Source organism: Bacteroides sp. AM37-9 (assembly GCF_003603455.1).
Lineage (GTDB): Bacteria > Bacteroidota > Bacteroidia > Bacteroidales > Bacteroidaceae > Bacteroides > Bacteroides xylanisolvens.
The window spans coordinates 23,155-38,039 of record NZ_QTNF01000020.1 but is presented as its reverse complement, the minus strand read 5'-3'; the positions used below and the strand labels follow the sequence as shown (position 1 = coordinate 38,039).

At 44.2% G+C, this 14,885-nt stretch carries 13 protein-coding genes; 7 read left to right on the top strand and 6 right to left on the bottom strand.

The genetic code is table 11. The features are described from left to right. Window positions 1–6 precede the first annotated feature (6 nt). The 7 genes from DW862_RS14790 (at window position 7) to DW862_RS14760 (ending at window position 7,979) form a co-directional block, all read left to right on the top strand. The gene (locus DW862_RS14790; RefSeq protein WP_243636494.1) at window positions 7–1,284 is read left to right on the top strand and encodes a fimbrillin family protein; all 1,278 of its coding nucleotides are present in this window, start codon (window positions 7–9) and stop codon (window positions 1,282–1,284) included. A gap of 133 nt (window positions 1,285–1,417) precedes the next feature. Further along, window positions 1,418–3,163 carry a fimbrillin family protein gene (locus DW862_RS14785; RefSeq protein WP_165861929.1) on the top strand — a complete coding sequence of 582 codons (1,746 nt, stop codon included), beginning with the start codon at window positions 1,418–1,420 and terminating at the stop codon, window positions 3,161–3,163. Window positions 3,164–3,309: 146 nt separating this feature from the next. Continuing rightward, window positions 3,310–4,671: a fimbrillin family protein gene (locus tag DW862_RS14780; protein ID WP_165861928.1), complete on the top strand. Its 1,362-nt coding sequence runs from the start codon at window positions 3,310–3,312 to the stop codon at window positions 4,669–4,671. Window positions 4,672–4,850: 179 nt separating this feature from the next. After that, window positions 4,851–5,393 carry a transposase gene (locus tag DW862_RS14775; protein WP_008771222.1) on the top strand — a complete coding sequence of 181 codons (543 nt, stop codon included), beginning with the start codon at window positions 4,851–4,853 and terminating at the stop codon, window positions 5,391–5,393. Between the two features lie 216 nt (window positions 5,394–5,609). After that, the gene (locus DW862_RS14770) at window positions 5,610–5,924 is read left to right on the top strand and encodes a nucleotidyltransferase domain-containing protein (protein ID WP_015532942.1); all 315 of its coding nucleotides are present in this window, start codon (window positions 5,610–5,612) and stop codon (window positions 5,922–5,924) included. Further along, a complete protein-coding gene (locus DW862_RS14765) occupies window positions 5,921–6,331 on the top strand; it encodes a HEPN domain-containing protein (RefSeq protein ID WP_049702466.1) in 411 nt (136 codons plus the stop codon). The genes DW862_RS14770 and DW862_RS14765 overlap by 4 nt, the downstream gene beginning before the upstream one ends. Before the next feature lie 88 nt (window positions 6,332–6,419). Next, on the top strand, window positions 6,420–7,979 hold the full coding sequence (locus DW862_RS14760) for an ATP-binding protein (RefSeq protein ID WP_120069010.1): 1,560 nt from the start codon (window positions 6,420–6,422) through the stop codon (window positions 7,977–7,979). 43 nt (window positions 7,980–8,022) lie between these two features. Here the strand turns inward: DW862_RS14760 and bioD are convergent, their stop codons facing one another. The 6 genes from bioD to DW862_RS14730 all read right to left on the bottom strand — a co-directional run bounded on the left by bioD (window position 8,023) and on the right by DW862_RS14730 (window position 14,880). Next, on the bottom strand, window positions 8,023–8,670 hold the full coding sequence (bioD, locus tag DW862_RS14755; protein ID WP_004316902.1) for a dethiobiotin synthase: 648 nt from the start codon (window positions 8,668–8,670) through the stop codon (window positions 8,023–8,025). Continuing rightward, complete coding sequence (gene bioC / locus DW862_RS14750) at window positions 8,667–9,434, bottom strand: malonyl-ACP O-methyltransferase BioC (protein ID WP_004316903.1); 768 nt, start codon at window positions 9,432–9,434, stop codon at window positions 8,667–8,669. The genes bioD and bioC overlap by 4 nt, the downstream gene beginning before the upstream one ends. A 10-nt stretch (window positions 9,435–9,444) precedes the next feature. Beyond that, window positions 9,445–10,104: a DUF452 family protein gene (locus DW862_RS14745; RefSeq protein ID WP_004316904.1), complete on the bottom strand. Its 660-nt coding sequence runs from the start codon at window positions 10,102–10,104 to the stop codon at window positions 9,445–9,447. Continuing rightward, the gene (locus tag DW862_RS14740; RefSeq protein ID WP_120069007.1) at window positions 10,101–11,255 is read right to left on the bottom strand and encodes an 8-amino-7-oxononanoate synthase; all 1,155 of its coding nucleotides are present in this window, start codon (window positions 11,253–11,255) and stop codon (window positions 10,101–10,103) included. The genes DW862_RS14745 and DW862_RS14740 overlap by 4 nt, the downstream gene beginning before the upstream one ends. Window positions 11,256–11,258: 3 nt before the next feature. Next, window positions 11,259–13,679, bottom strand: a complete 2,421-nt coding sequence (bioA, locus tag DW862_RS14735) for an adenosylmethionine--8-amino-7-oxononanoate transaminase (protein WP_120069003.1) — start codon at window positions 13,677–13,679, stop codon at window positions 11,259–11,261. Between the two features lie 91 nt (window positions 13,680–13,770). Beyond that, window positions 13,771–14,880: a DUF4421 domain-containing protein gene (locus tag DW862_RS14730; protein ID WP_008025620.1), complete on the bottom strand. Its 1,110-nt coding sequence runs from the start codon at window positions 14,878–14,880 to the stop codon at window positions 13,771–13,773. Window positions 14,881–14,885 lie beyond the last annotated feature (5 nt).

Here is a 14,885-nt window from a genome sequence, read left to right as displayed (position 1 = left end):
GAGACAATGAAAAGAATGAATGTTATGCTGTCAGCGTTGGTGCTATTGCTGCTGTCAGCCTGTTCGCAGAATGAAGTGACGGAAGTCAGTCCGGACGCCCACCCGCAGGTAGGATTCGGAGTGTATACGGGAGTGCCTACCAGAGGAGTGGACATGACTACGGAAAGTATGAAGGATGATCCGACAGATCCAAACAAGTACGGCGGTTTCGGTATCATGGGGTATTTTACGGGACAGGACGACTTTGAAACCGTAAAAAACAACGTGACCCCCAGCTTCATGCACAACCAGATGGTGGAATATAAGAATGGTGCCTGGACCTATTCTCCGGTGAAATATTGGCCGAACAGGGAACATGATAAGATTTCCTTCTTTGCTTATGCGCCTTACGAGGACGACTGGCGGAACGGTACGAAAGCGGGAGTTACAGTTTCCGAAGCTACTGTTAAGGGGATTCCTTACATCAGTTTCCAGTTAAAGCCGGAAGACAAGCTCGACAGAATGGTGGACCTTGTAGTTGCCGACCAGCGTGACAAGGAATATACTTCCTCAAATGCCGGCAAAGTAAGTTTTACTTTTGAACATACTCTTTCACGTATTTCCTTCAGGGCACAGTTGGGAGCCGGAGATTTCGCAGGTATGGACGGCACGAACAGTTTCGTCTATATCACCCACATGTGGATTGTAGGTACGGACCACAGTGCTGCCGGCAGTAATCTTTCGCTGATAGATCCGGCTTCACCCGCCAATGCAAAATCTAAATTCTACACGAAAGCCAAATGGGCGGAATTGCACTGGAACTACGGTTCGGATGCTGTCATTGCCGGACCTGACTTTAGCCTCGACAAAATGCTGGACGTGGAAAACCCGGGCATCGAAATTTCGAATCCTACTACCGGACATAATGCGGCTACAAAAGGGATCAGAATTTCCAGTAGTTCGCAAGGGACGGTGGACAAGGCCATTCCTCTTTTCAAGGATAAAACTTATCTTTACCTGATTCCGGTGGGAGAGACAAGCGGTACGGACTTGGTCCAGAACAAGGGATGCGCCCAAGGAGATATCAAAATAGGTTTCCATTACGACATTGCTACCAAAGACCAATCGAATCCCGGCAAGTTTATTGTAAGCCATGCAGAAGCTTTCATCAACCTGCCTGCCGGACACATGAAGCGTAAAGAATCTTATTTGTACACGCTGAAAATCAACCTGCGTAAGATTGAAATCAGTGATGCTGTAGTTACTCCGTGGACCGACATCAAGAACGAGGTTACAGTTGAGTAATCAAGTAAGAGATGACGGTTGAGTAACCGGTTCGTCCGGGTTCCACTCAAGGACCGGGCAGAGCTACAAGGCCGGGCGGGGTTGAATGTCCCTTTCCGGTCACTATGGAACAATTGAAAAAAGAAAGTTGAAAATGAATGGAACAAGTATGATGAACGGTATGAAATTTTTTCCGGTTATTGCTTTGAGCCTGTTGTTTGCCGCAGGTTGCGCTCCGGAGGGTGACGAAGTGGAATCGCTTCCCGTACCACTTACATTCTCCACTTCGGTAAGCGCGCAGACTCGCGCAGAAGAAATCACCACGGACAACCTGACCGCTGTGGGAATATTCGCCAGCCTCACACAAGGAGGATTTAATGCAATTACCGCCACACCCAATTTCATGTACAACCAGAAGCTGGAGAAAAGCGGCGGTGCGTGGACGTACTCTCCCATGAAATATTGGCCTGACAATAAAAAGGATTGCGTCAGTTTCTTCGCTTACGCCCCATACGTGGACGAGAAAGTGACAAGCGGCAGAAACCCGACATTTTCGGGCAGTACGGCAAAAGGGTATCCGACACTTACCTACTCTGTTTCCAATTCGACGAAAGACCATAAGGACCTGCTTGCCTCCGTTCCGTTACTGGACCGGACGTATGAAAATACGGCAGGAGGCCGCATCGGGTTCACGATGAAACATGCCTTGAGCAGGGTGAAGATCAGCATTAAAAGTGAGATGGCGATTAAAATAGTTACTTTGGGCATAATCAACGTCCCGATGACGGCAACACTGACATTTAATGACAGTGGCTTCAGTTGGGGAAAGTATACGAATACGACGTCCTGCATGGCAACTCTTAGTGGCAGTGTATCGGTGCCGGCCAATGCCGCCCAGGCGAAGGATTTGGCCACATATTTTCTCTTTCCCAACAAGGCTTCCGCTATCATTTCCCTCACCTACAGGCAGGAGGGGGAATCCAGTAATGTTTCGAGACAGACCGACTTTCCCACCGACCTGGTACAAGGCGAGGGGATGAGTATCCAGCTCAATGTGAAAAAAGGCGGCCTCTCGGTGACTGCTACCGCGGATACGGAATGGGGCAATGGCGGAGAACAGGCGGTGGTAAGTGATGTTGCCATCCCCGGTTATAGAGCCGACGACCTGAAGATAGGCGATTACTATTACAGCGACGGCACCACCTCCGATGGCGGTTACCGCAAATATTACGACGGTACCACCGAACTGCTCGAAGTCACGCCCGTGTTGACAGATGCAAGCGGTACCTCACGTACCGTTGTCGGCATTGTATTCCACGTGGGAAGGCATAAAACGGATACGGACTCCTATCTTAATACGGGACTCAAGTATGGAAGGGTTCGTGGTTATGTGCTGGCATTGAAGGATGCGCCGGGTAAGTATCTATGGGAAGACAAAGGCGGGTCTCCGCAATTTCCGGTCACGGGCATATCGGCTAATGAGAGTGACTGGCAGGGATTTTATAATCAGCAACAGGCGGAAACATTCGTAGCGAAGGCTGAGGAATGGGAAGGCTGGCAGATGAACAATTTTCCCGCATTTTACGCTTGCAAGAACTACACTCCGGCAGCTCCCGCAAGGAGTAGCGGTTGGTTCCTCCCTTCTCAAGGTCAATTGAAAGCTATTGGTGAAATTGCATATACACAGAGTCTGACGAATCAGGCAAATATAGCACCCAATATTTTGAGAGCAGGAGGAGAGGACTATGATAAAGAGGGTGGCTATTACTGGTCGAGTTCCGAGACTGAGAATGGCAATCGTGATTTTGCTTACAGTTATAACGTTTATGCGGCACAACGTCCCGGATTTTTCCACACCAGAGATGTGCCAAACTATGTCAGGCCCATTCTGGCTTTTTAGCAACTAATTTATTTTTAAAGATGAAACAACATATTCCATTCCCATCCTTATTTTTCGGTCTGCTTCTTATAGGTATATGGGGCTGCACCGATGAGACGGACCTGCCTGGCGCAGGCAGTGACAACGACGGACGAGGCACCATCACCGTGAGCGTCACCGACGACGGCTATCTCGCCTCCGCGGAAGAAGATACCCCTGCTACACGTGCCCAGGAGCTAGGTTATAAAACCGTTTTCACCGCAGGCGACCAGATAGGATTGTATGTCGTGAAGAACAATGCTGTCATAACGGGTTATGACAATCTCTGCCTCACTCTGGAGGCTGACGGCACATGGACACCTCCCGCAGACGTCACTCTGACCTACGAAGGCAAGGATATAGCCCGCTACTATGCCTATTATCCCTACCAGGCGGAAATGACAGGCAAAGTGACCGCTACCGCCACCAATGCTGACGGTTTCTTCAAACCGCTGGTGGATGGCTGGACTCCCGCCACCGACCAAGGTAACTATACCAAATATACCTCACAGGACCTCATGACCGGCATGGGCACGATAAGCGGCTATGCTGACAAGAAATGGAAGCTTACCTTCAGTCTCTCGCACCGCATGACACTGGCATTTATCAAAACCTCCTGTACGATCTATGAGTTCACAAATGCCTCATTACCAAACTACATTGTCCCCCCTATGAATTTAGCATTCGACGGATTCGCTCCTTTCCTCTCGGTAGATAAAGGCCTGTACCGCTTTCTCGTAAAGCCGGGTTCCACGACATCACTCGGAGGTGGCTACACGGATGCAACAACAGGCAGAAAAAGAGGATTTACATTTACACCCACTATTCCCGATGCCGGAAATTACAAAATTTATGATGTGGATAATGCAGTGATCACATGGAAAACGCACACGCTGCAAGTAGGGGATTTCTTTATGCAGGACGGTTTGCTAGTGGCAAAAGACCAGACGTTAACCGCTGAAGAACAGGGCAAATGCATTGGTATTGTTTATCGGATAGGAACAGGCAGCGGTGATGCGGTGGAGAATTACGAAGATAAGTTGACGGCCATCCACGGTTATGTGTTGGCGTTGCAGCAGTCATCGCAAAAGTGGGGAGACGCTTCCCGCGTGTTCGGTACAGGTACCAGTGGCGGTGCTGAACTTGGATATAAGAGTACCCGGATGATTATGGCTGTTGCTGCCAGTGAATCGAAGAGTTTTCCAGCATGTTCCTACTGTGTGAATTATACACCCGCGTCTGCCGGAATTACAAGCGGCTGGTATTATCCCACAACAGGGCAGGTACGAAATTTTGCGATTAGTGCCAACAGTAATGGGATTAACACCCAATTGGGTAAAATATCGGGCGCTACAACCTTCTCGGGGACGTACTCCTCAAGTTCCGAGCCTAGTGCAAGTCAATGTTGGGGAGTGCAGGTAGGAAGCAGTTCTTATTACTATGTCGGCAAAAGTTCCAGCAGGTATGCGCGTCCGGTGCTCACCTTTTAGCCTTACACTTTCTACTTTCAGAATATAAAGTAACTCGTTATCCGTCCCAGCGGATTTATAATCCGCTGGTCTTTCGTATCAGGATTTATAATCCACCTGTCTTCTCCGAACGTTTAAAATCTTTTGTCTCTTTCGATTTAAATCGTACATTTATCCTCTCTAATCAAATTAGTATACCAATGGATACTGCGAATCGAGTTTTAGATGAATTATATTTTGTTACTTCTACCGTTGTTGATTGGATAGATATCTTTACCCGTCCTAAATACAAGCATATAATTCTGGAGTCACTAGCCTATTGTCAGGAGAAAAAAGGCTTAAGAATTTATGCCTGGGTATTAATGAGTAACCATTTGCATATGATTGTCAGTTCCGGAACAGAAGCATCTGTTTCGGATATTCTTCGAGATTTTAAAAAGTTCACTAGTAAACGTATTATGGCAGAACTCGAAACCGATCCTCAAGAAAGTCGTCGCGAATGGATGCTGGATCGTTTTCGCTTTGCCGGAGCTAATGACAAAAAAATATCTAAGTATCGTTTTTGGCAAGAAGGTAATCATCCCGAATTAATTTATTTGCATGACTTCTTTCTGCAAAAATTGAATTATATTCATAATAATCCGGTGAAGCAGGAGATTGTTGCACGGCAGGAAGATTATTTATATAGTTCGGCGGTGAGTTATGCGGGTGATAAAGGACTGCTAGAGGTGATTGTAGTTTAGGAAGGCAAGAGGTTAAGGAGCGGATTACAAATCCTGATACTCAAGCAATCGGATTGCAAATCCGATTGAATGGAGCAGATTGAACAGAGAACGGAAACCTACTTTAAATGATTTTATGGCGAACTTTCATGTAAGATGTGATGTTGTTTAGATAGAAAAATGTATCTTTGTAATGTAGTAAGTTTGATTCATTCATGCATTTAGAAAGAGTAAGAAATGAAGAGACCGGAGATTATAGAAGCTATTCGTGAAACATTAAAACGTGTTGCTCCCAATGCGCAGGTTATTTTATATGGCTCTGAGGCGCGTGGGGATGCCAGGCATGATAGTGATGTTGATTTACTCATTTTAGTGGAAGGTGATAAAATGACATTGGCTAAAGAAGAAGCTATCACATTACCTTTATATGAATTGGAATTGAAAACAGGTGTTAGTATTAGCCCGATAGTTGTTTTGAAGAAATTTTGGGAGAACCGGCCTTTTAAAACACCTTTTTATGTAAATGTGATAAACGAAGGTATTGTCTTATGAAAGAAATTCTAGATAAGGAAAGTAAGAAAGCACTGGTCGCTTATCGGATACAACGTGCTTATGAAACATTGAGAGAGGCTGAGGTTATGATACGTGAGTCATTCTATAATGCTGCTATTAACAGGCTGTATTATGCATGCTATTATGCAACTGTAGCTCTTCTTTTAAAATATGATATTCAAACGCAGACTCATAATGGGGTGAAGACGATGCTTGGTCTGCACTTTATTTCGACAGGAAAACTTCCTGTAAAAGTAGGAAAAACTTTTTCTACATTATTTGAGAAAAGGCATAGTGGAGATTATGATGACTTTGTATATTGTGACGAAGAAATGGTAAACAACTTATATCCACAAGCGGAGACTTTCATAAATAGTATTCAAGAATTAATAAGAGATAAAGAGTAGGAATCTATACAAAGAAGGTGATCCGTCCCAGTGGATTTTGAATCCGCTTGCTTCACTTATGTGTTGTTGGTTTTTAAAAGAAGAGATTATGAGCAATAAAATTTATCCTATCGGTATTCAGAATTTTGAAAGCCTTCGTCAGGATGGTTATTTTTATATTGATAAAACGGCATTGATGTATCAAATGGTAAAAACCGGGCGTTATTACTTTTTGAGTCGTCCGCGCCGTTTCGGAAAGAGTCTGCTCATTTCTACTTTAGAGGCTTACTTTCAAGGAAAAAAAGAACTGTTTACCGGCTTGGCAGTAGAAAAGTTGGAAAAGGATTGGATTAAATATCCTATATTGCATCTCGACCTGAATATCGAGAAGTATGACACTCCGGAAAGTCTGGATAAGATATTGAATGATAATCTGGAATATTGGGAAAGCCAATACGGCACCCGTCCATCCGAGACATCTTTTTCCTTGCGTTTTGCAGGTATCATTCAGCGTGCTTGTGAGAAGACCGGACAACGTGTCGTTATTCTGGTAGATGAGTATGACAAACCTATGTTACAAGCTATCGGCAATGAAGAACTTCAAAAGCAATTCCGAAATACCCTGAAGCCATTTTATGGCGCTTTGAAAACGAAGGACGGGTATATAAAGTTCGCTCTGCTCACTGGCGTGACAAAGTTTGGCAAAGTCAGTGTATTCAGTGACTTGAACAATTTGGATGATATTTCAATGTGGAATGAGTACGTCGAAATTTGTGGTGTCAGCGAGCGTGAAATCCATGAAAATCTGGAAGCGGAACTACATGAATTTGCAGCAGCACGTGGAATAACGTATGATAAACTTTGTGAAGATTTGAGAGAATGTTATGATGGCTATCATTTTACGCACAATTCAATCGGCATGTACAATCCGTTCAGTCTGCTGAACGCTTTCAAGCGTAAAGAGTTTGGTAGTTATTGGTTTGAAACGGGCACGCCTACCTATTTGGTGAAATTGCTAAAAAAACATCATTATGACCTGGAGCGGATGGCACATGAAGAGACCGATGTCCAAGTGTTGAACAGTATAGATTCTGAATCCACCAATCCCATCCCGGTAATTTATCAGAGTGGATACCTAACCATTAAGGGGTATGATGAACGTTTTGGCATGTATCGCTTAGGTTTTCCCAACCGTGAAGTAGAAGAAGGATTTGTTCGTTTTTTGCTTCCTTATTATGCAAATGTAAATAAGGTCGAGTCCCCGTTTGAAATTCAGAAGTTTGTCCGTGAAGTGGAGGCGGGTGATTATAACTCTTTCTTCCACCGCCTGCAAAGCTTCTTTGCAGACACTACTTACGAAGTGATTCGGGATCAGGAACTACATTACGAAAATGTTCTTTTTATCGTTTTTAAACTGTTAGGCTTCTACACCAAGGTAGAGTATCATACGAGTGAAGGGCGCATTGATCTTGTCTTGCAGACTGATAAATTTATTTATATCATGGAATTTAAGCTGAACGGTACGGCAGAAGATGCTTTACAGCAGATTAACGACAAGAATTATGCTCTTCCTTTCGAAATGGACGGACGTAAACTCTTTAAAATAGGAGTAAATTTCAGTGCGGAAACCCGTAATATTGAAAAGTGGATTGTAGAAACAAAAAACTAGCCCGGCAAATAGTGAGGCTAGTCTTTTGAAGTCATAAGTCTTTTTATTCTTTTATTTCCGGAACTAATATAAATTTCGTATCCGGGAAATACTTCTTCAGCCAGTTTTGAATGAAGTTCATCGTATCATTCTGAATCGTTTTATCTTTTACGGTAGGATACATATTATAAAGTACTGTATCCAGTACAATACCGTGTTTTTGTATGGCTTCAAGGCTAAGCAAAGTATGATTGATGCTTCCCAATTTACCGGAAGTAACAAAGATAAGCGGATAATTCTCTTGGGCAATGTAGTCTATTGTCAGAAGCTCTGTTGTTAGCGGAACCATTAAGCCACCTGCGCCTTCGAGCAGAACAAAATCATAGCGTTCGCTCAACTCTTCCGTAGCACGTTTGATTTTGCCGAAGTCAATGGGACGGTTATCCAGTTGGGAAGCTAGATGCGGAGAGGCGGGATAAGAGAAAATTTCCGGCATAGTCAGTCCTTTTTTGTCTTCTTCTGTAAAGGAGATTCCCATGATACGACGATGCAAATCAATATCCTCGGAGTGACCAATGTTTCCTGTTTGGATAAACTTTTGAGTGATGGTACGCTGTCCGTTCTTGTTCCATTCACGAGCTAGAAATCCGGTGGCGTAGCTCTTGCCGGCATCGGTGTCGATACCGCTTACGAAATATACATTCTGTTTCATACTTTTTTCTTTTTTGCGATGATATAAATAGGGTGATAGGTCAGGGACACTGAAGTGCCTTGGGTAAATTCTTGTGTGTAACGTTCACTGAATAACTGCAAGTCACGACGTGTCCGCAGTTGTTGGGAAGAGGTGCCGGATATTCCGGTTACTCCTGTCTGCTTCAAATGATAAAGTACTTTTATGGGGTTATCAAACGAAAGAGAAATAAGTTCTTCTTCCGAATGGAGTATGTCAAAGTGGGATGACAAGGCTGTTACAAGCTCTTCCCGTGAACGATAAGGGAGCCCGTTTCCTGTTAACTCTCGTATCTCTTTCATATTCTCTTTACCGAAAGTGCTGAAAGCGAAATAGCCTTGGCTATTAAGCAGGGCGTTGCACCTTTTGAAAAAGTTTTCAGGAGATTCGAACCATTGCAGAGCCGAGCAGGAAGTAATTAATGTACTTTCAGCGGGGAAAGGAACTGTTTCTGCATCTCCCGGAAGAAAGGAAACTTGTTCTTTTCTTAATATATCCTCACAACAATACTTCATTTCCGGGCAAAGGTCGTTTAGTAATAATTCTTCCGGCCGAAGAGCCTGAAGTAGCATACGGGAATAAATACCTGTACCGCATCCGAACTCAATCACTTTTGAACAAGGAAAAGAGATGTGTTCTGTAAGCAGGTGAATCATTTTATCTGCTATCTGCCGCTGTACGTTTGCTTCCTGGGGATAAGTAGCAATGGCTTTAGAGAAACGTTCGGCGATTAGTTGTTTATCCATAAATCGATCATTAGTTGATTTGCATGATTACATTATCAAAAAGGTCTTGTTGATAATGAGCGGCTTCTGTATATTCAAGGGAATCCACTTTGTTTCTCCATGCCAACCATTGGCTATCCGGCAGGAAGATACGGTCGCTCTTTCCTATGATGGCTCTTTGCCATGCAAAATCCGACGGTGGCAATGATAAGTATTGCTTTTGTATGGCAGCAAGCTCTTCTTTGAGCTCTTCAACGGGACGTTGGGGAGCTACTGTCTGAAAAGCCTTGTAATCGGCTGCTGAACCGCACATTCTTCTTTGAAACTTTTGCAGGGATTGTTCATTCAGTCCTTGCAGGGTTCCTTCAAAAATGGTAGGAGTAATCCCTTTCGTTTCATGTATAGGAGAAAGAGTCCCATTGATAGCGATACTTTGGGAAAGGGGCAGGGATGGATATTGTTTCATTATCTGTGAGGCTGCCCATACTCCCATTGACCAGGCAATGAGGGTGATTTCGGAATATTCTTGCAAAATGTCGGCATCGAACTCTAATGAACGATAATCATAGCAAATCATCCAGTCCTTATCGGTCGGGTGAATTTGCAGGAATGGAGTTTCATCCATTCCCCAGCCTGCGAAGAAAAGCAATAGATGCTTTTGATTATTCTTTATGATAAAATACTGTTTCATCCGTTTATCAGTTTAATGAGTTGGTCGATTTCATGTTCAGTGATGTCCGCTGTCAGTGAGAAGCGGATGCGTGAAGTCCCTTCGGGAACCGTAGGCGGACGTACCGGCAATGCGTAAAATCCTTTGCGTTGGAGTTCTTCTGCTTTCAATATGGTATCTTCACTTGCTCCGACAATCATAGGGACAATGTGGCTTACCGAGGGGCAATTGTATCCTTTGGTTGTAAGGGCTTCCTTTAGCTTTTCACTGATTTGTAGCAGGTGAGTTCTCTTATGTTGTAAAGCTGGAAGACGTTCTAACACCCATGAAGTCCACTGAATATTGATAGGAGGAAGTGCAGTGGTGAATATAAACGTGCGCATTTTATTGATTAGATATTCCCGAATCAGTTTCCGGCAGACAATATACGCTCCTGCCGAGGCAATGGCTTTCCCGAATGTACCTATTAGAAAGTCTATATCGTTGATACATTCTTGTTCTTCAGCACATCCTAATCCTTTTTTCCCTCGTACACCAAAAGCATGAGCCTCATCTATATAAAGAAGAATATTGGAATAGCTCTTTTTGAGTTGAATGAGAGCGGGAAGATCAGCTTCATCGCCATCCATGCTGAAGATACTTTCGGTAACAATAATAATCTGCTCATAAGCGTTATGATTTTCAGCAATCAGTCGCTGCAACTGGGAAATATCATTGTGACGATACCGTATACATTTAGCTGATGATAATTTAATCCCGTCTATCAGGCTTGCATGCACCAGCTTGTCAGCAAGAATCAGGGTGTGAGTATTGCAAATGGCAGGAAGTATTCCTGTATTGGCATGATAACCACTATTGAATATGAGTGCACTTTCGGTTCCGAACATGGTGGCTAGCTGTTGCTCCAACTTCTGATAGTCACTAAAATTACCGGTCAATAACCGGGAAGAAGAGGAGGTGGGCAGGAAAGTTTCGGGAGTGAGCGTCCTTAAGAATTCTTCCCTCAATGAAATGTCATTAGCCAGTCCGAGATAATCATTAGAAGATAGGTTCAACATTCGTTGTCCGTTCAGCAGAACATCTCGCCCCTCGTGGATTAGCGGTGGGAGAGAACGGTAGTTCTTTTTCTCTTTCAAGGTCTGGAGTTCCTGGTTTATATACTCTAATGTCATGAATTATAGGTTGTTTTTTTGAATAACTTTAAGTAACCCGGAAGTCAGTTTGCTTAATTGTTCCGAAGTAATGATGAAAGGTGGCATCAGATATACCAGTTTGCCAAAGGGACGTACCCAGATTCTTTCTTCCACAAATCGTCGTTGCATATAGGCCATATTTACCGGACGCTTCATCTCAATGACTCCGATAGCTCCGAGTATTCGTACATCAGCTACTTCCGGAAATTCCCGTGCAGGTGCCAGTTCTTCTTTCAGTTGAGTTTCGATTCGCTTCACATTCTCTTGCCAATCGGATTCGAGTAATAGGCGAACGGAAGCGCAAGCCACTGCACACGCAAGTGGATTACCCATAAATGTAGGCCCGTGCATAAAAGCTCCCGGTGCATGGTTGGAGATGGTATCTGCTATCCGGTTACTGGCTAATACGGCAGAAAGTGTCATATATCCTCCGGTCAGTGCTTTGCCGATGCACATGATATCCGGTTCTACTCCGGCGTGTTCCCACGCAAAGAGTTTGCCGGTACGTCCGAATCCCGTTGCTATTTCGTCGAAGATTAGAAGAATATCGTGCTTCCGGCAAAGTTTTTCTGCTTCACGCAGATACTGCGGATGATAAAACCACATTCCACCTGCTCCTTGTACCACCGGTTCCAGGATAAGCGCCGCCAACTCTTTTGAATGTTTTTCAATCATCTCTTGCAGAGGTAGTATATCTTCCGGATTCCATTCTCCGTCGAACCGGGAAGTGGGGGACGGGACAAAATAACGTACAGGCAATGCCGAACCGAAAAGACTGTGCATACCCGTCACCGGATCACATACAGACATGGCATTCCACGTATCACCGTGATAGCCGGAACGGATAGTCACGAAATTGTTCTTTTCCGGTTCTCCTGCTGCATACCAATATTGTACAGCCATTTTCAGTGCCACTTCTACGGCTACCGAACCGGAGTCTGCATAGAATATTTTCTGCATGGAGGGAGGAACCAAAGGCAATAATAGTTTCCCCAATTCAATGGCCGGTTCATGCGTCAGTCCCCCGAACATGACATGAGACATTTTATCTAATTGTTCTTTTGCCGCCTGATTCAATACCGGATGATTATATCCATGCACTGCACACCACCAGGAAGACATTCCGTCAATGAGTGTCCGTCCGTCTTCGAGGGTAATAGTGGCGCCGTCTGCCCGTTTCACTTTGTAGACAGGAAGCGGATCGGTGGTAGAAGTGTACGGATGCCAGATATGTTCGCGGTCAAATTGGGAATCGGCGAAATGATAACCTTCTTCCTGAATCATCTTTTTGTCTTCCGATACTTTGGAACCGAGAGTTGTCAGCAGGTCGCCTACGATAGCCGAGTTGATTCCGATATATAATGCTTTGTGCATGGCTTCGGAAGATAGTTGTGAACGTCCTCCGGCAAATCTAAGAAAAGCTGTCGGATTAATAAAACGAAAGATAGCGATGGTTTTAAGTATTTCTTCTTCACTTAAAGGCCGCTCGTTTTCCAGTGGAGTTCCCGGAATCGGACTAAGCAGGTTGATAGGTATGGACTGAACATTCAGTTCTTTTAGAGTGAAAGCAAATTCAATCCGTTGCTCCATCGTTTCTCCCATACCGATGATACCTCCGCAGCAGATATCCATGCCTACACGACGGGCTGCATCAAGAGTAGCTCGTTTTTGTTCTTGTGTATGCGTAGTGCAGAGTTTGGAAAAATAAGACGGAGCCGTTTCCAGGTTACAGTGATAACGGGTGATTCCGGCTTCGTATAGGGAACGTAGCTCTTCTTCGTTAAGTAACCCCAAAGAAGCACAGAGCTGAATAGACGAGTGACGTCGCATTTGGCGAACGGTATCGCAAAGTTGGGTGATTTGTTTGGAAGATGGTTTTCGTCCGCTGGTAACGAGAGAGAAACGGTTGACGTCCTGGGCTTCATTGTATTTCGCCTGTCGGAGACATTCTTCAGCGGGAAGGAGATCGTAAATCTCGGCTTTAGTCTTGTAGTGAGAGGATTGTGCACACCATTTACAGTTTTCCGGGCATCGGCCGGACTTGGCGTTGATGATGGAACACATGTCGAATTCGTGCGAAGCACGTGCGACGGTAATCTCATGCGCGGCGGCATATAGCGCCTCGCTGTCAGCCATGTTGGCTAGCCAAGCGGCTTGGTCGGGCGAAATATCAATGCCTGCCAACACTTGGTCTTTGATTTCCTGAAGTGTCATAAATGTATGATAAGGGATAGTAATTTTAGCATTCTGCTTACGAAGGGCAACGTCCACAACATTGATGTGCAGATGACCGATTTGGAATTCACGTCCCATACTCGCAAAAGCGGCATAGTTCTTTCTGCCCCAATAACGGAAGCGGGAAAGAAGGATACGTGTGGTCTGTATGTGGCGTTGTTGCTTCATTGATTTTTTACTTTTGTTCGTTAGAACGTGGCAAATGTACAAAGATTCTTTGGATAAGCAAGCAAGTTTACGATTTCTGATATCCGTACTTTTATTTCTTTTTCCTGTATTCTTTGCGCAAGTTGAAATTGAATCCGGCATATATCTGAAGAGTGCCGAAACCATTGTCTACAGAGAAATTATTCCGGTGGTAATTATAGTTTTTCCCAACGAAAGAAGTACCTACAAAGTATTTTCCGTTATTATAAACAACCCCTGCACGGAGTAGAAAATCCAGATTAAATTTGCCGTACCATGCTTTTCCTTCGTGAGTTTCCGCATCTACATCAGAGGCTTTATAGGCAATGGCAGGGGTGAGAGACAAACATGCCAGGCAGTTGCGGGCAAAGACCCAGTTGTAGGCATATCCGAAACTGATATTGGCATTGGTATATTTTATATCCTTGACTTTCATGCCGGGATTCATTGTCTGCTGTAGAAAATCAGGAAGTTCTGTGTAGTCGAAGTCGAGATGATGCTTTGAAATAGAAAAACCGGCAATAAATGTTCCCGCGTTGCGTCGTTGGTTGGTGGACTGGCTGAAGGCGGCCGGATAAGAGAATTTTCTGTTATTGAAGATATAATATAAGTTCAGCCCTTTTATATCCACCTTTATTCCACTGAAATCCTCGGAATAGTTGGAGGGAATATCTTCAGAAAATCCTCTGATCTTATGTATCTTGTAATTGTTTCCGGTACGGCGGTAGAATATATCTACACCAAGTTTGGAACTATATAAGCTAAGGTCAAATTCTGTACCTCTATTCTTCCGGTTGGTTTTCCGATAGATATCATCCACATCTACGGACCATCCCAGGAAAATCCATCGCCAGCCGAAATACAATCCTATTTTATTATGCGGGTTGGGAGAGAAACTAAGTTTTTGTGGTTGAGGCTGTTCGCTGGTGACAGAGTAATATTCGAAGTTGCTGAAATGAGTAGCCATCAACGCATAATTATAACGGTTCGGGCTGATATAGAGCGTATCGAAATCACTGAAATTCATAAATTTCTTGATTGCTCTTTTGAAAGGACTGGGCTGGGTGACCGTTGTGGAATCTATTCTTGTACTATCATTTGTAGAAAGGGCTTTCTTTTCACTTTGCGCCTGTAAGGACAGTGAAAATAACAGAAAAAGATATAGAATAACCCGTTTCCCCATGTGGT